Below are 20,976 nucleotides of genomic sequence, written 5' to 3' on the forward strand. Positions count from 1 at the left end.
TGCTACCGCCTGTCGTCTTCTACCGATGGCGGCGGCGGCGCCATCGTATCGGCCTCCTTCCGCAGCCAGGCGCAGAACGCGTCGACCGCGGAGGTGGGCTCGACGCCCTGCCGGCGCACGATCCAGAACGCATAAGCGTTGGTCAGGGTGAGTTCGAACGGCGCGATCAGGCGGCCGCGTTGCAAATCTTCCTCGACCAACGGCGCGACGCCCAGGGCGAGGCCGTGGCCGGCGACGGCGGCCTCCTGGGCCAGGTACATGCTCGCGAACATCGGCCCGCGCGTCGCATCCACGCCGGTCGCGCCGGCGGCTTCCACCCAGGCGGCCCAATCCGGCACGCCGGCGCGTCCGGCCGAGCCTTCATCGTGCAGCAGGGTATGTGTGCGCAAGTCCTCGGGCGCGACCAGCGGCCGGCGCTGGTCGGTCGCCAGGGCGGGCGCGCACACCGGAAACACCGGCGCCTCCATCAGGCGCTCGGTCTGGACGCCGGCATAACCGCCTAGCCCGTAGCGAATGGCGACGTCGATGCCGTCGCGGCCGAAATCGGCTCGCTCGTTGCCGGTCTCGATCCGCAGTTGGATATCCGGATGGTCGCGGTGAAAGCGGTGCAGCCTCGGCGCGAGCCACTTCGCCGCGAACGACTCCACCGTGCTCACGCGCAGCTGCACGGCGGCAGGGGCGGCGACCCGGTCCAGGGCCCGGTCGAGCTGAGCGAACAACTCGCTCAACGATGCCGCCAGCGCTTTGCCTTCGGCGGTCAGCTCCACCGAGCGGTGGCCGCGTTCGAACAGCTTCACGCCGAGGTAGGCCTCCAAGCGCTTCACCTGGTGGCTGATCGCCGCAGGGGTGACGAACAGCTGCCCGGCCGCATCCTGGAAACTCAGGCGTCGCGCGGCTGCCTCGAAGGCCCGAAGAGCGTTGAGCGGGGCAGGGGGACGGGGCTTCAAGCTTGCCTCGGGTTCGTGGACCGGTGCGCGCATCCTATCAAGTTACTTTTTCTAATGCGGGACGCAAAACATCTCGTTTGTCGGCGCCCGGGGCGCTGGCAATCATGAGGTCATCGCAACGGTGAGTGTCGGTGATGAGATTCGAGGCCCTGGATTCGGATGTGCTCATGTTCGTCGGCGACGACTACGAGTCGGTCGCGACCGCCTTCGTCGACGGCGACGAGGTCCTGCTGGTCGACTCGTTGAGCGCCGCCGCCGATGCGAACCGGCTGCGCGACGTGCTGTGCGGAGACATGGGCAAGACGGTGCGCGTCATTGCCGCGACCCACTCCATGAGCGACCACATGGCCGGCGTGCCGCTGTTCCCCGATGCGCTCACGCTTGCGCATCGGCACCATCGCCATACCTTCCTGTCGCAGAACCGTCGCGTCGACGAGTTCTATCGCGAACCGAAGCTGGTCTTCGACAGTGAGATGACGTTGCGCTGGGGCCGGCACGAACTGCGTTTCGTCCACAACCCGGGCAAGACCATGGACCACGTCAGCGTAGACGTGCCGAGTGCCGACCTGGTCTGCGTCGGCGACAACATCGTCGGCCATATCGTTTATCTGTCCAAGGCCGATCCCGCGATGATCCGCGCCGCGATCGGCCGGATACGCCAGTTCGGCCGCAGCACGGTGGTCGGCGGCCACATGGGCCGGTTCCCGGCCGCCGTGCTCGACGACGCGATCCACTACCTCGACCGCCTGCGGGAAGAGGTCGTCCGCATTCGCAACGAAGCCGCCGGACCCGACCTCGAACCGCGCATCGCCGCGATCGCCATCGAGGCCTGCCTGGCGCCGCAGGTGGAACCCACGGCGTTCGAGCGCGACTGGCACCAGCGCAACCTGGAAGTCATCGTCGCGCAGTCGGTGTTCGCGCTCGACACGGCCTTGGCGTCGCGGGAGCATCGCGCATGAGCCGCCGCGACGAGACGCCCGGCCGCGGCCTGCGCCGCCGCGAGTTCCTGCTCGGCTGCGCCGGCCTCGCCGGTGCCGCCCTGATCCCGGGCACCGCCGCTTTCGCCGCGTACCGCGCCGACGGCCTGCGCATCCAACGGCTGGCTTGGGCCGGCATTCGCCTGCAGTTGCCGCAGGCGACCTTGTTCATCGATCCCTTGGTGAATTCGCAGGAATGGGGCGCCGCGCTCAAGGACCCGTTGATTCCGGTCGGCGACAGCGTCGGCGACGCTGCGGTCCTCATCACTCATGCGCACGGCGACCATTTCGACGCGAAGGCGGTCGCCGAAGCGCTCGGCCGGGGCGGCGTCCTCGCGCATCCGCTCGGCACCCAACCGTTGCCGCTGCCGCCCAAAGTCAGGGTGCGGCCGAGCGCGCCGTGGGAGCCGCAACTGATCGGCGACTTCACCGCCACACCGGTACCCGCGTCCGACGGCTACGGCGACCCGCAGGTGTCCTGGGTGGTGTCGGCGGGCGGCCGCCGCATTTTCCATGGCGGAGACACGCTGTGGCACGGGCATTGGTGGCGCATCGGCCGCCAGTTCGGGCCGTTCGACGCGGCCTTCCTGCCGGTCAACGGCGCGCGCTTCGGTTGGCGCAAACCGGTCAGCGGCCAACCCGGCGTGCTGACGCCGGAACAGGCGGTGGCGGCGGCGACCATCCTCGGCGCGAAACGCCTGGTTCCCATCCACTACGGCATATCCGGCATGGAGGAATACGTCGAGGTCGAGGACCCGATCGGGCAGTTGCAGAAGGCGGCTCACGGCAAGGCGATCGAGATACAGCCGCTGGCACCGGGCGCGTGGCTGGATTGGGGACGGTGACGATGAGTCCGCGAACCGGCACGTGATAGGCTGAAATCCGGATACAGGGAAGGTGTCGGCGGTGCGAAAGACGGTGCTGGTCGTTGCATTGATGATGGTGTCGGCAGAGGCGGTTTTCGCCGCCCGGCCTGGCGAAGATGCTTTCGTCATCAAGCTGGTGCCGGCCGAATTGACGGCCTGGCCGAGGATGAAGGCGACCGATTTCGGCTGCATGCTCGAAAAGCGCTTTGGAATACGGGATCCGCGATTCGGTTGCGCGGCCGACTTCGACCGCATGGACTGGGGCGATGCCTGTCTCGGCGCTACCGGCAACTACCATGCCGGGCCGGAGTTGCCGCCGGGCATCGCCAAGGCGTTGCCGTCGCCGATCAGTGCGGTCGAACTCGAGTGGGAGCACGGACAACTGCAGCAACTGTCCGTCGAATTCGATCGGAAAGTGAGCGAGCGCGAGGTCGAAGCCTTGTTCGGTCTGCGTATCGATGGCCCGAAGCCGGACAATCTCATGTCTGCGAATCTTCAGGATTGCGCGCCGGGAAAATCCTGTCTCGCGCTGCAGGGATTCGAGCACCTGGGCGCGGCGGATCTCGAATGCGGAACCTAATCGGTCGCAAGCCGGCCTGACCGCAGCGCGGTTCTGCCGCGCGCCCGATCCGCTCGATCCGACCGTTCGGCGGCTCGTCCGGACTGACCGGCGAGCGCGACGGCGCCGATCGTGTCGTCTTTGTCTTGCTCCTGTCATGGCCCTGGCATCGAATCCCCGGGACGGCTCAAGCGCCGGGGAGACGAGTCATGGTGTCGTTGCACAGTGCTGCCGCGGGTCGGATCGCGGCCGTCCTCGCCAGGTCGGCCCGGTATTGGGCCTGTCTGCTGTGGTTGCCGCTCGCATGGTCGGCGGCCGTCGATGCGCAAACCCCGCCCTGGCGCACGCTCAGCGACAAGGACGGCATCCGCCTGGAGGCGCGCAGCATCCCTGGCGAACGTTTCGACGAGCTTCGGGTGACCGCGTCTGTGAAGGTTTCGCCGCAGACGGTCGCGGACTACCTGCTGGGCAGATACCTCGACGAGAAAAACAAGAACATCGACCGCCGCTTCGTCCAGCGCGGACCCGACCGGGCGATCTGGTCCGACGTGCTCAGCACCCCGGTGACCAGCGATCGCTGCTACTCCATGCGTTTCGACCGGCACGCGCTCGCCGGCGGCGAGATACGGGTGAAATTCGTAGCGCTCGACTATATCGGCAAAACCCCGAAGCCCGATTGCGTGGCGCTGCGTTCGCGCGGTGAATGGACCCTCACCCCGACCACTGCCGGAACGCGATTGACCTACTCGTCGCTGACCGACATCGGCGGCAAGACGCCGGCGTTTCTGGCGCAGCGTTCGCTGGCGTCGGCCGCGGTATCCAGCGTAAGCAAGGTGGTCGCGGGCGCTTCGGGACGGCCGCTGCCGCGCGGGATCGGCGACTGAACGACCCGGCGAGCGGCCAGGCCGCCAGGCGTGGCCGCCGGCTCTTCCGGCGAAAGCAAGCCGCTGCGCACACGACTGCGCAGCGGTGCCCGCTCACGGGATCGCTCGGGCGGCTTATCTACTGCATCAGAAGCAAGGGCCTTGCTCGATCTCGACCCGGCCCTGGAACAAGCCGAAAGTCGAGACGATGCCGGTGCAGTCGATCAGGCGTGCACCGACCAGATTGTTGGAACTGTCGTAGTACTTGTACTCGATCCAGCCGGAACCGGTCGGCGGCGGGCGCGCCACCGAGGCGCCGAATGCCAGCGCGGACAACGAGGCTGCGATCAGCAGGGCAGTGCGGACGGGTCGTTTCATGAATCCTCCGAAGGCGGGATGGCTGGGGTCGAACGGCTAGCGTTAGAACGAACAGCGGGTCGAACGACTGAGCGCGACGGCGGCGCGGCAGTGGGGCGTGCCTGCCGCGCCGCCGATGCTCAGGCCGATCAGGCCGGATTCGGCTCGAGCGAAGGGCAAGGATCGAGGCAAGGCTTGCCCGGTATGCACGGCGGCGGCACGCACTCGCCGCCCGGGCCGGGTTCGCCCGGACCGGTGCCCGGATCGTTCGGGTCGATGCAGTAAGGCGGGTAATCCACCGCGATCTGCCATTCGGTGCAGAACGAGTGATTCGGGTCGCTCGGGCCGGTCGCCGCGCGCGCCTGGGCCTGACCGGCGCCCGCGGACCACGCCGCGGCCTGCATCACCGTGCCCAGCACCAGTACTTTCAAAAGCATCTTCATCGTGTTCCCTCGTAGGTTGAGACCGCTGACTGAGCGCCGACGCGGCGCGGCTACGCCCGTGACGATGGCGGGGACGTCGGTGCACGAGTGCCTGCGGAGCCTGTCGCGAGTGCGGACAGGTGAAAAAGCCCGCTTCATGCGAAGTCCGCCATGCGCGTCCAATGCGCCGGATCGATACTAGGCAGCGCCCGCCCCCGCTCAAGGCCGAAACCGGGCCAGGCCGGGAAGGTTTCGGGTGCGGCGCCACGCGCCCGAGCGTCGGCGGCCGCATTCAGGCCACTGCACGGCGCCTCGTAACCACGCGCCCTGCCTGAGTTATTTCGCCGATTCGTTCCCGCTCGAACCCGGGCTGCCTTGCCGGCCGAGAGACCGGCGCGGTTCGCGCGCAGCGACAGGCTTCCGCTGTACGGAACGGGCCTGAACGCTGGCCATGCGGAGCGGGCCTGAACGCCGCAGTCGATCAGTCGAGCCGGCGCGCTTGCGCGAGGTCCGCCGCGGCGATCTCGTCGGTGGACGGCAGCGGCTTGATGGTCACCTCGCCGCAGATGAATCGCTGTCCCTTGAAGTCCCGGCCGTGGTAGCGCGTGCTGATGGCGTGGAACTCGGCATTGCCCGAGGCCAGGTGCTCCAATTCGGTGAGGTACTCGCGCACGTCGCTGCGCGCCCCGAGCGGCCCGGCCAGCACCCGGTCGCGGGCGGCGATCAGCTTGCGCTCGTTGTCGGCCACCAGCAGCGCCAACTTGTCCAGCGCGCCCTGCAGCGTGAGCCCTTCCAGATGCATCAACAGCCACACCGAGTTCACCGAGTCGGCGATGTGTATTTCCTTGCGGAACGAATAGGGGTCGTTGACCAGGGTGATCGAGTCGATCGCCGCGGTCCTGACCGCCACGAGGGAGGCGTCGGCGGCCAAGGCGTCGGTCATGTCCACGTCGAGGGCGTACTCGGTCATCATCGCGGCCCACTCGCCGTAATTGTCGACCCGCCGTAGTTCCAGATAGCGCTCGAAGCTCAGGGTATCCATCTGCAGGGCCAGCGAATCGGTCTGCCGGACGATCATGGTGAGCAGCGATTCCTCGAGGCGTTTCCAGACCCGCGGCTTGGACGCCATCTGCCGCTTGATCGGCAGCAGCCCTTCGTACAACAACTGGGCGATGGGGGCCGAGTCGGGAGGGCGGATGCCCGCTATCGCATCGAAATAATGCCGACGCATCTCGGACTGCCGCCGCTCGTCCCCGAGTATCTGCGGGTTGGTGGTGGTGTCGTCGATCAAGGTGGTGATGCTCATCATCCGTTCGAGGTTGTAGATGCGATCCCGCTTGGTATGCGGATAGGCAAGGCCGCCGTAGGACGGCATGCTCATGGACAAATAATGATCGACCGCCTTCTGGCTTCCATAATGGGCCAGGATGTAGCGGCTATCGCTCAGCGCCACTTGCCGCTCGGCTTCCTCGTGGTCCGGGTGCCAGAGCGGCTTCAGGGTCAGGTGAAAATCGGGGTGATGTATCTTTTCCCCCAATGCCGGCAGGCCGGCCAAGTCGCGAACGAAGTTGGGCGCCTTGATCATCGTCGACTCTCTCGTTGAACGTTTCGGAGCGGTCCTTCGACCGCGGAACGTGGGATGCCGAAAACCGCCTCAACGAGGCTGCACGATGGCGCTGTAGATCGAGATCTGGTTCTTCACCAGCGCCACCGCCAGGCTTTCTGTCATGACATGCAGTTCCTCCAGCGCGCCGGCGACGCCGAGCGGAAAGTTCCGCTCGATGTTGGCCCTGATATCGAGCAGCCAACGGATCGCGTCGGCATTGCTGGGCAGCACCCGCAAATCCTCGATGCCGAATCCGCTGCGCTCCAGCACTTCGCAAAAGTACTTGGGCGTCTTGCGGTACTTGCAGGCCAGCCTGTCGACGATGTCGGGCGTGTCGGACCGGTAGTGGCCGAGATCGATGTTGTAAAGATTGTCGGAGACGATCACCACGCTTTGCGGATGCACCAACCGGCGCAATTTCCGCATGACGTCCTGGTACAGATCGTTGGGAAAATGCGAGATGACCCCGCGCATGACGACCAGGTCGTAGGGCCGGTCCGCCTCGGGCAGCAGGTCGATGTCCTTCGCATTGCCGTGATACAGGTGGATGCGGCCGGACAGGCCCCGTTCGGCATGCATCCGCGCGCCGTGCTCCAGCTGGCGGCGGCTGACATTGATGCCGTCCAGATGCCGGCATTCGGGAAAGCGATCGGCCAGATGCGCCAGGACCGAACCCCAGCCGCAGCCGATGTCGAGAACGCGTTCGACGGGGACGCGGCCCTGATCGAGGCCGGCCAGGCGCAGCTGCCGGTCGAAATATCGGGCGCCCGACTCGTCCAGGGACGCCGGTTGCGGCAAGCCCGGGTCGTCGTAGATGCCGAACTGGAACCACAGGCCGTGGCCGATGACCTTGCGCCAGTCTCCCGGGTCGTCCTGGTAGGTGTATTCGACCTTGGCCTGGTACTCGTCGATGGACGCGCCCTGGATCGCCGTGATCGGCGGTTGCCCGGCACGGACTTCGGATGTTTGGATGGCGAAGTGGTTCATGACTCCCCCTGGTCTGACCCAAGCATTCGCGCCGCCTGGCGCGATGCTGCAAGGACCTCGGTGCAACGCTTGTGCACAGTCACGCCTTGATGCGCGAAAACTCGCGGCCGAGGCCGCAAGCGGGGCGCTGGCGAATCGCCCGGGTTCCGCAGCGCAGCCTGCACGCGCATGCAGTCGCGCTCCGGCGATAAGGTGTCACGCCGCCGCGGATTTTCCTGTGATTCCTCGCACGCTGCGGCGGTGAGCGAGCGTGAGCGAGCGCGACCGGTCGGCGCCCGTCGCCACGACGTTCGCAAGCCGCATGCTTGGCGCAGGCAGATCAGCGCCGGCGCGCGTAGACGATCCAGGCGCGCGAATCGAGCCAGACGCCGTCGGTCCGTTGGTGCTCGGCGAACAGCCGGCGCAGACGATCGATCGCTTGCTCGCGTTGGCTGGAGTCGAGGCGGGCGAGTTGGTCCTGCACGGTCGAGAACCCGGAGACGAACTCGAACGCGGCATCGGCATCGCTGCCGTAGTAGACAGGCGCATGCACTTCGTCGAATGCCGGCGTCACGAAGCCGGCGGATTCGAGCATGCGCCGTGCGGTGTCCGGGTCGCCCAGGGAGAACGCGGGCGGGACGGCGGACGAGCCGGCGGCGTCCGCTCGGTCGAACCGGAACGCGTCGTCGATGGCGGTTGCCCATTCATTGCGATCGCGCGGCTGCCACACCATCATCAACAGACGCCCATCCGGTCGCAGTGCGCTGCGGATACGTTCGAAGGCCGCCAGCGGATGTTCGAAGAACATCGTGCCGAACCGGCTGATCGCCGCATCGAAACGCTCATGCGGCAGCGTCTGCCGTTCGAGGTCTGCGCACAGATACTCGACGTTGCCCAGACCGGCCGCACCCGTGAGCTGCCTCGCGCGCTCGATCATCTCTTCCGACCGGTCGACCCCGAGCACCGATCCTGCCGGCGCCAGTCGGGCCGCTTCGCGCGTGGTCTGTCCGGTCCCGCAGCCGATATCTAGAACCCGGTCGTCAGTGCGGATGTCGTAAGCGCGCCGCAATGCCTCGTTGTGGCGTTGCAATTCGAGGTCGTAATCGAGCATGGACCGGGCTCCTGGTTCGTTTTCGACTCAAGCGAGGACGGATAACAGCGATAAACGATATGACGCCCGGCAGGCCGGGCGCTACAAACGTTTCAAAATCGGATTCTGCCGTTCCCTGGCCAGTGCGCAGTTCTCGGTAGCGGCCTCCTGCTCCGCCCCAGGCAGAGCGGCCTTCTCGCCGGCTGGGGAGGCGCACGCGGATAGCGGAGAGAAAGGGCAGGCATCGAAGACCGGCAGACCAGTCTCTCGAGTTCGCCGCGGGCCTTTTTCGAGTTCATGGCTGCACCACGCGCCGGCAGGAGAGAACACCCAATCCAATGCGAGCGCCAGCGATACGAGTACGAGCAACACCAGGCCGGAGAACATCACGCCCAGGAACGACAGTGCCCAAAACATCATCGCGGCGGTCTTCCAGACATCGAACAGACCCGCGGCGAACATGCATACGAGCACCGGAACGAACTCGACGAACAGGTAGGCGAGCACGCCGCGACGCATCGCCTTGCAAAGCCGCGGCCGCCACGACGGGCGCAACCACCAAGCCGCCGACAGCGCGCCGACCAACACGACCCACGGGCCGAATACCCAATGCAACGGCAGATCGCTGGTCCCGCTCGCTCCGAACTGCGCCTGGGCCGAGCCGACAGCGCCCAGCAGCGCCAAGCCCAACGCCGCGGTCCGTGCACAGCGCCGATACCGGTCGTTCGAGCGGATTTGTTTCGATCTTGAAGACGCGATGATCGCATGAAGCTGCCAGGGTTCGTCGCCGCGGCCGGCCGCATTCGCCTGCCGCGGCCGCGGCGGCGTAATTTCGGCAACCCATCGTTTCCATCGGACAGGCGCAAGGTGATCGGCGCCGTCAACGGGCCGCGAACGCATCTTCGCGGCCCGCTGCGCGCGCCGCTTACTGCGGTGCGTCCTGCAACACGACGTCGTCGAGATAGAAGCTGGCGTTGTGGTGGGCCGAGCCGCCCGAACCGAGCAACTGCACCCACACGCTTGCCGTCAGCGCGGGCGGTTGCACATCGGCCACGATCTGGGTCCACTCATCGCCGACCGTCCCCATCGACACGTCGCTGAAGGAGGTGTCCTCGTCGCCGGTCGCCGGCTTGCCGTCTTCCTTGTGCCAGCGCAGGCGCACGCGCGCGTTGGCGGGCAACGGCGGGGTGCCGGCGACGTGCTTGACCCAGAAGCTCAGGCGCTTGCGGGCGTTGTCGGACAGGTAACCGGGATGGTTGGCGACTTCCAGACCCCAATAGCTGTCCTCGACCACCACTTGCAGGCTGTACGCGCCGCTGTGGGCGACATCGGCGCGGGCGGCGCTGCTGCCGTACCACGGCGTCCACAGGCCGGCCGAGGTCTCCAGGGTCGCGGTCGCGGTGTCGAGCAGGTTGAACAGCGAGCCATCGGTGGTGCTGCCCGCATCCTGCAGGTACGGCGCGGCCTGCCAGGACTTGAAGCTCATCGCCTCGCCGTAGCGCTTAGCGAAACGCCACGGGCCGTAGTAGTGGTTGTTGGCGAAGCGATTATTGTTGTTGAACATCACATCGTTCTGCACCTGCTGCACGGTGTACGGCGACCAGCTCAGGTTGTTGTCGCCGGTGGCGTACAGCGCCTGCGCGCCGCAGAAGCTGGAACTGCCGCAGGGCACCGCCGCCGGATCGAAGTAGAACTCGTTGCCGGTCACTTCGATGTTCCTGGCGTGCCAGCGGCAGTCGCGCTGCAGGGTCGGATCGCCGTTGATCTCGGTGTAGCACGGATGCAGGTGGCTGACCGGAGCGGGGTAGCTGCTCGGGTGCTCCGGGTCCGGCCGCACGATCAGCGCCGGATGCACGAAGGGCGTGCAATACACCTGGCTGGTATTGCCGTTGGAGTTGCAGAAGCGGTTGGCGCTCTCGTAGATCGACACGCCCGAGAAGTTGTTCTCGAAGTAGTTGTCGTAGATGCGCAGCCGGTCCGAACCGCTTACGTCCTTGGGCAGGCGGCTGTCGCCGCCGGACTCGGACAGGTAGATCGCCGGCGCCGGCGCGCCGCGGTCGGCGTTGCCCGAAGTCCAGCCGTTGTTAATGAAGGTGTTGGCGCGGATGGTGGCGTTGTAGCTGATCTCGTACCAGATGCCGACGCCGGCGTTGTCGCGGATGTAGTTGTTCTCGAACAGGAAGTCGATGTTGTTGGTGTCGGCCCACAGGCCGGTGCCGTGGTTGTCGTGGACGTAGTTGCCGACGATCCTGGCGCCGCGCACGTCCCAGAACTTGCCGCCGCCGGTGCAGCCGCACTTGGTGCTGGCCTCCCAATCGTCGACGTTGTTGCCGGCGATCTCGTTATGGCTCAGCTCGATGTCGACGATGGCCGAACGCCCCGGCGCCGGCTGCTCGGCGGTCGGCGGGCCCTCGCTCTGCAACGGCCGTTTGTACATGCTGAAGCCGTACTGGCCGTTGTTCTTCAGGCAGTTGTAGCTGACCTTGTTGTGGCTGCCGAGGAACACGCCCGCTCCGCGATTGTTCACGATGGTGTTGTACTCGATCGTCCAGTGGTCGCCGGCGTCGTGGTTGACCACGCCCTGGTCGAAGTTGCCGTAGTCCTCGAGGGGGTCGTCGCTGTAGCGGCCGAAGTTCCGGATGGTCAGGTAGCGTACGACCACGTTCTGCGCCGTGTTGGTGAAGGCGTAATGGTTGCGGTTCTGGCCGTCGATGATCGCGCCGGGCCCGCCCAGGTAGGTGTTGCCGTTCTGGGCGATGATCTGGCTGTACTTGTCCGTGCCGAGGGTGTGCACGCCCGGTTCGAACCAGAAGGTCACGCCCGCGCGCCGGAAATCGAAGCCGCTGTTGTCGCCGGCCGGGACCACGATCGCGCCTTCCGGCGGGGTCGCCGGGCCGCTCGGCATGACGCCGGCCTGGCAATAATTCGCCGGCGGCTCGCTCGGCCACATCAGGCCCGCATGGGCCTGGCCTTCGCCGCCCATGCGCGGCTCCGCCGCCATGGCCGGGGCCATGACCAGCCCGCCGAAGAACAGCGCCGGCAGCATGCGCAGGACGCGTCCGCACCGGGACGATGAATTACGAGAGTCGATAGGCACTGCGAAATCCCCTGGACGATGGCGATGAAAGTAATCGGCGGCGATCGCACCGAAAGCGACCGGCCCCGGCGGCGGCCGACGGACGCAACCCCGAGCGACCGTCCGATCCGGCAGCATTCCGGACCCGGCGTTGATGCCATGCGCGACCATGCCGGCCTAGTGGCCGCAGTCACGAAATATGCAAGTTGTGACTGAGTTGGCGATCGCTCCCGGCATCCCTGCCGAAACCGGCGGCCGCCGGGCGGGAGATTCTGCGTAGCACGGCGGCGGGCGCGAGCACATGGTCGTCATTCGCGCGCTCCGGGACGTCGGCGGTATCGCGCGGTGACGCGTCGCGTCGCGCCGCGGACCGGCACCGTCCGTCCGGCCTCGGCGCACACCGTTGAGAGCGCCGTTCCACCTGGCCGGTGGGCATCCTAAATAAAATTTAAACGGCGCAGAACGGTCCGGTCGCCGCCCTTGAAACCCGGATCGCAAACCCTATTCGTGCTGGCGGACGAGGAGCTCGTCCTTATGACCAATGGAGACCCTGCCATGAACGCTATGGTTCGAAATCCCCAATGGCCGACGCTGAATACGTCGAAGCAGGATTCGTTTCGCAACTTGATGGATCAGCTGTTCAACGACGTGTTCTTGCGCAGTACGACGGCGGACGAGTCGTCCGTCGTAACGAGCCAATGGGTACCGCTCGTTGACATCCAGGAACACAACGACAAATTCCTGCTCATCGCCGACCTGCCCGGCGTCGATCCGCAACAGATCGACATCCAGATGGAGAAGGGCATCCTGACGATCCGCGGCGAGCGGCGCATCGACAGCCGCCAGTCGCAGACCTTCGCGCGCACCGAACGCCAGCACGGCACCTTCCACCGCCGGTTCGCGCTGCCCGACAGCGCCGATCCCGATGGCATCTCGGCGTCCGGCAACAACGGCGTGCTGGAAATCGTGATTCCCAAGCGTCCGGAGACCACGCCGCGCCGCATTCCGGTGGGGCAGGTCCACAACGCATGACTTCGGCGGCCCGCCGTGCGCGGGCCGCTCTTTTCCGCGGGGTCGCCATGGACCGCATCACAGAGGAAATGTTGTCCTCGCTGCAGGCGCAGGTGGCGATGCAGCACCTGATGTTGCTCGCGCTCGTCAAGGCGCATCCGGATCCGGCCAAGGTCCTGGCCATGTGGCAGTCGGCGCTCGCCGACGCGGTGGACTGCAAGTCGGCCGTGCCGAGCACCTGCCGCCATAGCGATCTGATCCGCGAGCGATGCGCGGACTTCTCCGAACAGTGGACGGCCTTGCTCGTCGACGAAGCGGTTCTGCGGTCGTCGCGCCGTTGATCGAGCGGAGCAACAGCCGCCGGGACGCTGCAGATGAAGCGGGACAGGGCATGGCCGCGCTCGTGACGCATCGCCGGCTGGCGCTCGCCCGGTCGAGCGAGGCGAAGCCATGTACGGCGCGAACCTCGCCGACGCCACCGCCGTCGAAGCCGCCGTCGAGCGGCCTAGTTGACCACGCAGCTCAGGGTGACGGTGACGGTGCCGCCGTTGACCAGGTTGCCGAGTACTACGCCGGCATCCAGCGCCGCCAGGCTCAACGACGCGCTCGGACAGGCCGCGCCGGTACAGGTCGCCGGCGCCGTGCAAGTGAGATTGCTGCGACCGGAGGCGGGGTCGCGCAATACCGCGCCGTTCACCGCATCCGGACCGGTGTTGCTGACCACGATGGTGTAGGCCGTGGTTGCGCCACGGCCCAAGGTGTCGCCGGCCTGGTCGATGTCGCCGTTCACGCCCGGGGTGTTGGTCTTGGTGATCGACAAGTCGCCGATCGGCGCGCGCGTATTGCTGAAGGTGCAGGTCAGGTCGTCGCCGTCGGCGGCGGTGACATTGAAACTGATGCCGCTGCCGCTCGGGGTCTGCCCGCCGGCCAATGCGTTGGTGCAGGCGTAGGTCGTCGTATAGCTCGCCAGGTTGGCGCCGGCTGCGCCGGCCTCGGTCAGGGTGTAGGCGCCGCCGCTCGATCCCGGGTTGACGATCGCGACTTCGCTCGGCGCATTGCTGCTGCCGGTGGTGGTAACCGTGCTCGGTCCGCCCGGCCCGCCGATGGTCAAGGCGAACTGATCGGTCGCGACGAAGCGCCCCAGCGGCAAGGCCTTCTGCAAGCGCAGGATCGGCTGTCGGCTGTTGGTGAAGGTGCAAGTCAGGACCGCATCGAGCGCGGTAGCCGAAGCGGGAATCGTATACGTGGTGCCGCTCAGGCTGCCGACGGTGGCGCTGCCGGCATCGGTGCAGACCGCCGCGCTCAACGTCCAGCCGGCGGGCAACGAATTCTCGTCGATCGTCACCGCCTGTCCCGCGGTCGCCACGGTGAATACCTGGACACCGGCCGCGACCGTATCGCCGTCGACCTGGGTCGGGGTATTGAGCGCGGTGGTGGTGACCGCGCCCGTGGTCTGGAGCGTATTGGTCAATGCGAAGCCAAAGCTCCCCAGCGCACCCAGCGTGGTCTTGCGCAGGTCGATCGTCGGCAGACTCGCGATGGTCACCAGCGCATCCTCGACCTCGCCGCTGTCGGCGCGGCCCGCGGGCGTCGCGGTGGTGAGTTCGGTGCCGTAGTCCACCCGCAGTCGGGCGACGCGGTTGCCGGCCACGGCAGCGGCCGGGGTCGGAATGTTCAGAGTCACGCTGGTCGCGCCGATCGCGAAAGCCTGGCATACGCCTTCGGCCGCCGCGAACGTGCCGCCGTTGTTGAAGTCGACCCAGCCGCACAGGGTGCCCGACTTGCTCGCATTGGCGATCGGCACCACCAGGGCGGTCGTGGTGTTGCGCACCAAGGTGGGCCACACGAACTCGTCGCTGTCGAGGTTCGCCGCCGCGCTGGCATTCGGACTGGTGGTGGAAGCCTGCACCGCGGTGTTGTCGGCCGTGACCGTGGTGCCGATGACCAGGTCGCTGAGATTGTGTACCGCGGCCTGGGTGGGGTCGTAGGTCGCGGCCGCGTCGCCGAAGTCCTCGTCGACCGTCACCAAGGCCATGAAGGCGTCGGCGGTGGTCACATCGAAGGCGAGATTGCCGGAGTAATCCACGCCGACGTTCAGCACGAGCTGGGTGATGGTGCCGTTGACCTGCAAGGTGCCGCAGGCGGCCGGATTAGGCGTTACGCTGCAACTGGTGTTGCCGGCCAGCACGGTGCTGAAAGCGGTGGTCGTGGTGTTGCCGAGATTGCCGTTGCCGGCCAACTGGGTCCAGGTCGCGGCCACCGGCGTCGCACCGTTGGCGGCCGACGCGATCGTGAAGCGCGCACTCAGGTTGGTTCGCGTAGCAGCGTCCAGGATCACGTTGCCCCCCATTCCGCCGAGATGCAGGCGCGGGTTACGCACCGGCTGCGGGAAGGTCAAGGTGATCGTGCCGCGATTGGCGCAGGTCTGGCGGGTCGCCGACACGGCCGGGCAGCCGCCCAGGTTGGCCGTGCCCCCGATCGCCGGCGAGGCGATCGGAAACGACGGGCTGTAGAAGCCCGCGGCCGGCCCGCCGATGCTGTTGAAGTTGGTAAACGTGATATCGGAGGTGAGGTTGCTGCCGGCGATCGCCAAGGGCACGTTGAACGCGGTCGGCAACACGAAGGTGGCGCCGGCCGCGGTGCGGCCAGTGACCGACGTCGGTGCCAGATAGGCCCAGGCCGGCCGTATGTCGGCCACGGACACCATCAGGATCGCGAGCAGAAAACCCGCGGTAGCACAGGCCCAACGGGACTGGGCGGTAGGCGGGCCGGTTAAGGGGCCACGGTCGATTCTCAGGTGCCGAAACAGGCTTTGCCGACGCGAACCAGTGCTCATTGACGCCCCCGAACCCGACATCCTTGATAGCGGAAGGTGTGGCGTTGCCCGAAACCACCCACCAGGGTATTAGTGCGCCTTGTAGCACACTTATGGCGATCGCCCTAGCGGCGCCGCCGATCGGCCGTTCCGAACGAGCCGAGGGTCTGGATTCCGATCCGCTAGGTGCTCACCGGATGCGGTGCGGCCGCGCCGCGGTCGAACCCGGGCGCGCAAAGAACCGACGGCAGACATGCATGTCGCGACTGTGGAGCGCACGCCGGCGACGGCCGAGTCTTGCTCTGCCGTTTTGCGACACGAAGGTTCCGGCCTCTGGCGGATCTGCCGAAAGCGGCCGCCGCCAAGCACCGAATGTATGCAAGGCCTGCGACGCGGCCGGCATCCATGAGGTGCGCGACGAAGGCTGCGACGGCGATGCGGATACCGGCAGCGGCGGCAACGGGCTCAGCGGGATGCAGCTGATTCTCCGCGCGAAAAGCCGGTTTCTTTGACGGGCCGTTGACGCCGGGAAGCCTATTTTTTCGGCCCGCAGGGGCCGAACGTAGAGGGAAACGCGAGATGGCGACAGCCGCACCATGGACCGAATCGGATCGTCAGCGTTACGTCGATGCCGACGCGCAGCGACGGTACTGGATGAAACACGCAGAGCAACTTCCCGGCGCCGAACTGTTCGAAGAGGGCGAACTGCAGGCCGCGATCGCGCTGGGCATCGAGGCCATGCTGCGCCATAGCCGGCCGAGCACGATACAAGGCCAGTTGAAGGCGTGTTACCAACGTCTGGTCCGGGCTCCGCTGGTGGATTGGGCGCAGGTGCTGGAGGTCGCGGAGCATGTCTACCTGCACGCCGCCACGGGGAGCGCGCAGCAAATCCCCGCAAGTCGCGTCGCCGAATGGCCTTGGGCCCTGAACCGACCGGCGATGCGGCAGTGCGCGCTGCAGGCCGAAGGGACGCATCGCGAGCAGGCCGGCTGGGACCGGTTTGCCGCGCCGCTGCGGGAGTAGGACGGCGGCTGCGAGGCGGCGCGGAATCCGTTCAACCCGTCCCGCCGACGGAGCCGGCAGCGTGTTCGCGCAGACAGGCTCGCGCCGAGGCTGGCAGGGCCGCCGATGCGCCGCGATCGTCGCGCCGGTGCGGCGGCGAAGACCGCAAGGGCCTTCACCGGTGCGCTAATCGGCACGTATTCGCTCGCGATGACTTCAGCGCAAGCTCGCACGGTTCCCATGTGATCCCGACAACTCGGTTGTCAACTTCGTTTGCTAGGCTGCGCGCGTCGAAGCGTCGTGCAGGAAACCTGATGCCGAAGTTGATCGTCCGAAGAATATCGCCCGTCCGCAGTTCGATGGATTCGTTGCGCAAAGAGGCCTTGACCGCGGTACGCACTCTGCCGGGCGTAATCTCCGCCTCGCCGGTCCTGGAAAGCGAGGATGCGATGAGAATCGAGTTCTCCTGGCACCCGCCGCGCTACGACCTCGTCGAGAACCATCTCAACCGGCACGGCTTCACCTCCACCGGTTGAGCGCCATCGGCGACGCTCGCATGGGGCCCCGAAAAGCGACTGCCCCGGACGGCGGAAGACGCCGGGACCGCACCGACTTCCAATCGAGCGGCTTAAGCCCTCGGATGCCGAAGCTTTGCCGCCTGCCGGGCCGTCGGGAGAGTTCCACTACCGTCATACCGGTCGGTCGAGAGTCGACGACACCGTCCCAGGCCGCTTGCGATCGTCGCAGCCGGCCATGCACGCACTTATGCGCACGCGGTCGCAGGCGGCCATCCCATTGTCGACGCCCGAGTCGCACTCTGCGGACACGACGTCTCACACGATGCGTTCAAAACACTTCGAATGCAGCGGACTTACCGTGCCCGGCTAGCGTTCGTGCTTGTCGGTTAGCTTCGGTGATCCAGTCGAAGTCCGACTACGCCGTCTCGGAAACGGATCCGCAGCGGCGGTATATCGATTACACCTGCCCGTAAGCGCCATCGATTCAGGCGCGGACAATCGACTCGCGGCAACTGTCGAGCGGATTCACTCGTCATTGCGTTGCTGCCGGCTTCTCGGCGGCTCGTACGTGGCCGCTCGGTCCGCAGACGAGCCTGAGTCGATCGGTCGGTTGTCGTTGAGGCTGCCGGAGGGTTCCCCACCGTGGGTGACTCCATCGCGCTGTTCTGTCGCGCAACACCCTCGACCACCCGGGCGCTATCGGTTAAGGCATCGCCGAGGCGGCACCGATCATGGGTGCAACTTCTCCAGCAGCTTCGAGACCTTGTCGAGATCCTGTTCGATGGCGTCGATGCCATGCCAGGGGTGTTTCCTCAGCCGTTTGAGCCGGGCCTGCGCTGAGCGGATGTCGAAGGCCGCGCCGGATTTGACCTTGCCGAGTTCCTCCCAGCGCAGCGGCATGGCGACCGGCGCGCCCTCCCGTGCGCGCAGGGAGAACGAGGCGACGCTGGTGGCGCCGCGGCCGTTGCGCAGGTAGTCGACGAAGATCTTGTTGTTGCGGAACTTCTTCGACGAGGTGGCGACGAACTTCAACGGCTCCGTCGCCGCGAGGGTGTCGGCGAAACTGTGGGCAAAGGGCTTGACCAGGTCCCAATCGCATCCGGGGTTGACCGGCACCACGACATGCAGACCCTTGCCGCCCGAGGTGCGGACGAACGATTGCAGCTGCAGGGTTTCCAGCAGCTTGCGGATCTGCCGCGCCGCCTCGACGACCTCGTTCCAGGCGACGCCGGGCCCCGGGTCGAGATCGAACACGATCCGGTTGGCGCGGTCCGGGAATTCCGCGGTCGACCCCCAGGGGTGGAATTCCAGCGCATTGAACTGGACCAGGTCCATCAAGCCGCGCGCATCGCGCACCACCAGGTAGTCGGCCTGGTTGCCGGCTTCCTCCTTCAGCTTGACGCGGTCGACGTGTTCCAGGCCAGCGGTGTGGTGCTTCTGGAAAAAACATGGCCGGCCCACGCCCTGGGTGCATCGGATGATCGACAGCGGCCGGTCGGCGACTTCGGGCAGCAGCCAGTCCATGACGGCCAGATAGTAGGCCGCCACGTCCTGTTTGGTGATGCCCGTATCCGGAAAGACCACCCGGGTCGGACTGCTCAGATGAAAGTCGGACAGGTCCTGTCTGGTGCGCTTCGCCGTGGAGTTCTTCGCGCCGCGCTTGGGCTTGGGGCCTGGCGCGGCCCGGTCCGAGTCGCGCAGGTCGGACGGCGACTTGTCGGGCCGCAACCCTTTGAGCGAGGGCTGACGCAGCAGGCCATGTCCACCCACTCCGCGATAGAAGACCTCGACCACGGCGGCCGGCTCGAACCAGCGCGCGCTGCGCAGGTCGGTGTCGTGCGGCGGCACGTGCACCGTGGGCTGCTTGCCGCCCTCGCTCAGGCTGTCGGTGACCTCCTGGATCAGCGCGTCGGAAAAGCCCGAGCCCACTCGTCCGGCATAGACCCACCCGTGTTCGGCGTCGGGCCGGGCCAGCAACAGCGAGCCGAAACCGTGCCGTGAGCCCTTGGGCGCGGTGTAGCCGACGATCGCGAACTCGTCGCTGGCCAGGCTCTTGGACTTGCGCCAATCGTCGCTGCGGCCGCCGTGGTACGCCCGGTCGGCGCGCTTGGAGATGAGGCCCTCGAAATGCCGCTCGGTCGCCACCGCGAACGACCGTTCGCCGTCGTGGCCGTGCGAGCTGTAGCTCAGATGCGCTGGCGGATGCTGCAGGATCTCTTCCAGCAGCGCCTTGCGATCCGCCAGGGGCGCGCCCGATATATCGACGCCGTCGACGTGCAGCAGATCGAACAGCACGAGAGTCAGCGCGCCTTGCTTCTCGCCCGACAAGGTGGCCTGCAGGAGATTGAAGTCCTGCTTCGTGCCGGAGCCCGCGATGAGTTCGCCGTCGAACGCGGCGCTGGTCAGCCCTAGAGCTTCGACCGCCGCGGCGACCTCGGGCACCTTGCCGGTCCACTCCAGGGCATTGCGCGACCACAGCCGCGCTTTGCCCTTGACCACGGTAACGCCGAGACGATACCCGTCCCATTTGATCTCGTGGATCCATTCCTCGCCCTGCGGCGGAGCCTCGCCGAGCTTCGCCAGTTGCAGCTCGAAGGCCTCGCCCGACAAGGTCGCCTTTCTGGCGTTGGGAAGTTTCGCCGCCTTGGCGGCCAGTCCCCGTCGCGACGACTTCGCCACCGGCACTTCGACGAGTCTCTTCCGCCGAGCCTTGCCGCCGCCGGCGCGCTGTGCGTCTTCCTTCGGCGGGGCGGTCACGTCGGCCAACAGGTCGTCCGCCTCGAGCCGGCCGGCGTACGCGTCCTGGTCCTTGAACAGCAGCCACTGCGGTTGCCTCGCCTGACGGCCCGACCGCACCAGGTGCCAACCGCCCTTGAGCTTCCTGCCGAACAGCTCGAAGCGCAGATGCCCTTTCGCCAGTTGCGCCTCCGGGTCGCCTTCGGTCGCCCAGACTCCGTTGTCGAACTGGGCGACGTGGCCGCCGCCGTAATGACCCTTGGGTATCTCGCCTTCGAAGCTGGCGTAGTCGACCGGATGATCCTCGACCTCGACCGCCATCCGCTTCACCGAAGGATCGTAGGACGGCCCCTTGGGCACGGCCCAACTCTTCAAGGCGTCGCCGATCTGCAGCCTGAAGTCGTAGTGGCGCCGGCTGGCGTGATGCAGTTGCACCACGAAGATCGCGCGCTTTCCCTTCGGCAGCGCCTTGCCCGGCTCCGGTTCGCGGGTCTTGTCGAAACTGCGCTTGCGCCGATACTCGGTGAGCGACATGCCGACTCCTGACTGTTCGGTCGTGGCGGGCCGCCGGACCGCTTCGCGTCGCTTGAACCGCTTGCGCGACGGATCGCCGCGATCGTCCCGGCCGGCGTTCGCGGTCGGGCGCGCTCGGCAGGCTCGACTGCGGAGCAGCATGGGGCTACAGCGATCAAACTGCCCCGGCGGTCATTAAGCCTGCGCGAAGACGAGCGGGTTCCGTGTCGCGAGCATGCGGTCGTCGAGCCTCGCGGAATCTGCCCGGGCGCTGTCGCTGTCCGACGACGGCGGCGAGCCGGCCGGGCCGGCCTTGCGGTTGCTCACAGGCGCATGCAGGCATCCGGCCGTCGCCAGCACCATCAGCAGCCAGCCATGGCGTGCGGACCTGGCCAGGAGATTTGATCGGGTTTCGTCGCTCATGCGGTGAACTCGCCGTCCCTGGGTCATCCGTCGCGCCGTAGGCCGGGTCGGCCGAGCGTCGGCCTGATCGTCCTTGAACCTGACGGGGCGTCTGGTGTGCCCGACGTACGGCATTAGGGGGGGCGCAGGTTGTGCATTTCCAGCCAGCGGGAACATCAATGCCGCCGTCGACGGCGGCGACCCGGCGCCTTCCTGGCGTAGTCGGGGAACCTCGCAGCGAAAGATCCGG

Annotated in this window: 20 protein-coding genes; 9 read left to right on the forward strand and 11 right to left on the reverse strand. The window is 66.8% G+C overall.

Annotated elements, in window-relative coordinates; all coding sequences use genetic code 11:
- Window positions 1-2 precede the first annotated feature (2 nt).
- Window positions 3-947, reverse strand: coding sequence for a transcriptional regulator GcvA (gcvA, locus tag AC6CH2_RS19315; protein ID WP_498270620.1), 945 nt, complete (start codon window positions 945-947; stop codon window positions 3-5).
- Window positions 948-1,114: 167 nt separating this feature from the next.
- On the opposite strand from gcvA, the gene AC6CH2_RS19320 reads away from it, so the two are divergent.
- The 4 genes from AC6CH2_RS19320 to AC6CH2_RS19335 all read left to right on the forward strand — a co-directional run bounded on the left by AC6CH2_RS19320 (window position 1,115) and on the right by AC6CH2_RS19335 (window position 4,233).
- A complete protein-coding gene (locus tag AC6CH2_RS19320) occupies window positions 1,115-1,906 on the forward strand; it encodes an MBL fold metallo-hydrolase (protein ID WP_498270621.1) in 792 nt (263 codons plus the stop codon).
- The gene (locus AC6CH2_RS19325) at window positions 1,903-2,769 is read left to right on the forward strand and encodes an MBL fold metallo-hydrolase (RefSeq protein ID WP_498270622.1); all 867 of its coding nucleotides are present in this window, start codon (window positions 1,903-1,905) and stop codon (window positions 2,767-2,769) included. The genes AC6CH2_RS19320 and AC6CH2_RS19325 overlap by 4 nt, the downstream gene beginning before the upstream one ends.
- A 61-nt stretch (window positions 2,770-2,830) precedes the next feature.
- Window positions 2,831-3,370: a hypothetical protein gene (locus AC6CH2_RS19330; RefSeq protein WP_498270623.1), complete on the forward strand. Its 540-nt coding sequence runs from the start codon at window positions 2,831-2,833 to the stop codon at window positions 3,368-3,370.
- Window positions 3,371-3,558: 188 nt separating this feature from the next.
- On the forward strand, window positions 3,559-4,233 hold the full coding sequence (locus AC6CH2_RS19335) for an SRPBCC family protein (RefSeq protein WP_498270624.1): 675 nt from the start codon (window positions 3,559-3,561) through the stop codon (window positions 4,231-4,233).
- Window positions 4,234-4,359: 126 nt separating this feature from the next.
- Here AC6CH2_RS19335 and AC6CH2_RS19340 read toward each other — a convergent pair whose 3' ends face one another.
- The 7 genes from AC6CH2_RS19340 to AC6CH2_RS19370 form a co-directional block, all read right to left on the reverse strand.
- On the reverse strand, window positions 4,360-4,590 hold the full coding sequence (locus tag AC6CH2_RS19340; RefSeq protein WP_498270625.1) for a DUF6289 family protein: 231 nt from the start codon (window positions 4,588-4,590) through the stop codon (window positions 4,360-4,362).
- Window positions 4,591-4,718: 128 nt separating this feature from the next.
- The gene (locus AC6CH2_RS19345) at window positions 4,719-5,012 is read right to left on the reverse strand and encodes a hypothetical protein (RefSeq protein WP_498270626.1); all 294 of its coding nucleotides are present in this window, start codon (window positions 5,010-5,012) and stop codon (window positions 4,719-4,721) included.
- A 460-nt stretch (window positions 5,013-5,472) separates the two neighbouring features.
- Entirely contained in the window at window positions 5,473-6,546 is a 1,074-nt protein-coding gene (locus tag AC6CH2_RS19350; RefSeq protein ID WP_498270627.1) for a terpene synthase family protein, read from the reverse strand.
- A gap of 99 nt (window positions 6,547-6,645) precedes the next feature.
- On the reverse strand, window positions 6,646-7,584 hold the full coding sequence (locus AC6CH2_RS19355) for an SAM-dependent methyltransferase (protein WP_498270628.1): 939 nt from the start codon (window positions 7,582-7,584) through the stop codon (window positions 6,646-6,648).
- A 319-nt stretch (window positions 7,585-7,903) separates the two neighbouring features.
- Window positions 7,904-8,674 carry a class I SAM-dependent methyltransferase gene (locus tag AC6CH2_RS19360; protein ID WP_498270629.1) on the reverse strand — a complete coding sequence of 257 codons (771 nt, stop codon included), beginning with the start codon at window positions 8,672-8,674 and terminating at the stop codon, window positions 7,904-7,906.
- 81 nt (window positions 8,675-8,755) lie between these two features.
- Entirely contained in the window at window positions 8,756-9,553 is a 798-nt protein-coding gene (locus AC6CH2_RS19365; protein ID WP_498270630.1) for a hypothetical protein, read from the reverse strand.
- Window positions 9,554-9,578: 25 nt separating this feature from the next.
- Window positions 9,579-11,699, reverse strand: coding sequence for a right-handed parallel beta-helix repeat-containing protein (locus AC6CH2_RS19370; RefSeq protein ID WP_498270631.1), 2,121 nt, complete (start codon window positions 11,697-11,699; stop codon window positions 9,579-9,581).
- A gap of 657 nt (window positions 11,700-12,356) precedes the next feature.
- Between AC6CH2_RS19370 and AC6CH2_RS19375 the strand changes: the two genes are divergently transcribed.
- Entirely contained in the window at window positions 12,357-12,761 is a 405-nt protein-coding gene (locus AC6CH2_RS19375; RefSeq protein WP_498270792.1) for an Hsp20/alpha crystallin family protein, read from the forward strand.
- On the forward strand, window positions 12,758-13,081 hold the full coding sequence (locus AC6CH2_RS19380; protein WP_498270632.1) for a hypothetical protein: 324 nt from the start codon (window positions 12,758-12,760) through the stop codon (window positions 13,079-13,081). Before AC6CH2_RS19375 ends, AC6CH2_RS19380 begins: the two co-directional genes overlap by 4 nt.
- 164 nt (window positions 13,082-13,245) lie before the next feature.
- On the opposite strand, the gene AC6CH2_RS19385 is transcribed toward AC6CH2_RS19380, so the two are convergent.
- On the reverse strand, window positions 13,246-15,438 hold the full coding sequence (locus AC6CH2_RS19385; protein ID WP_498270633.1) for a prealbumin-like fold domain-containing protein: 2,193 nt from the start codon (window positions 15,436-15,438) through the stop codon (window positions 13,246-13,248).
- A gap of 374 nt (window positions 15,439-15,812) precedes the next feature.
- On the opposite strand from AC6CH2_RS19385, the gene AC6CH2_RS19390 reads away from it, so the two are divergent.
- The 3 genes from AC6CH2_RS19390 (at window position 15,813) to AC6CH2_RS19400 (ending at window position 17,093) form a co-directional block, all read left to right on the forward strand.
- Window positions 15,813-16,067: a hypothetical protein gene (locus AC6CH2_RS19390; RefSeq protein WP_498270634.1), complete on the forward strand. Its 255-nt coding sequence runs from the start codon at window positions 15,813-15,815 to the stop codon at window positions 16,065-16,067.
- A 67-nt stretch (window positions 16,068-16,134) separates the two neighbouring features.
- Window positions 16,135-16,578, forward strand: coding sequence for a hypothetical protein (locus tag AC6CH2_RS19395; RefSeq protein WP_498270635.1), 444 nt, complete (start codon window positions 16,135-16,137; stop codon window positions 16,576-16,578).
- Window positions 16,579-16,871: 293 nt separating this feature from the next.
- Window positions 16,872-17,093, forward strand: coding sequence for a hypothetical protein (locus tag AC6CH2_RS19400; protein ID WP_498270636.1), 222 nt, complete (start codon window positions 16,872-16,874; stop codon window positions 17,091-17,093).
- 711 nt (window positions 17,094-17,804) lie between these two features.
- Here AC6CH2_RS19400 and ligD read toward each other — a convergent pair.
- Both ligD and AC6CH2_RS19410 read right to left on the reverse strand, forming a co-directional pair.
- On the reverse strand, window positions 17,805-20,345 hold the full coding sequence (ligD, locus tag AC6CH2_RS19405) for a DNA ligase D (RefSeq protein WP_498270637.1): 2,541 nt from the start codon (window positions 20,343-20,345) through the stop codon (window positions 17,805-17,807).
- A gap of 174 nt (window positions 20,346-20,519) precedes the next feature.
- On the reverse strand, window positions 20,520-20,747 hold the full coding sequence (locus AC6CH2_RS19410; protein WP_498270638.1) for a hypothetical protein: 228 nt from the start codon (window positions 20,745-20,747) through the stop codon (window positions 20,520-20,522).
- Window positions 20,748-20,976 lie beyond the last annotated feature (229 nt).

The sequence above is a fragment of the Lysobacter sp. GQ73 genome (assembly GCF_059758755.1).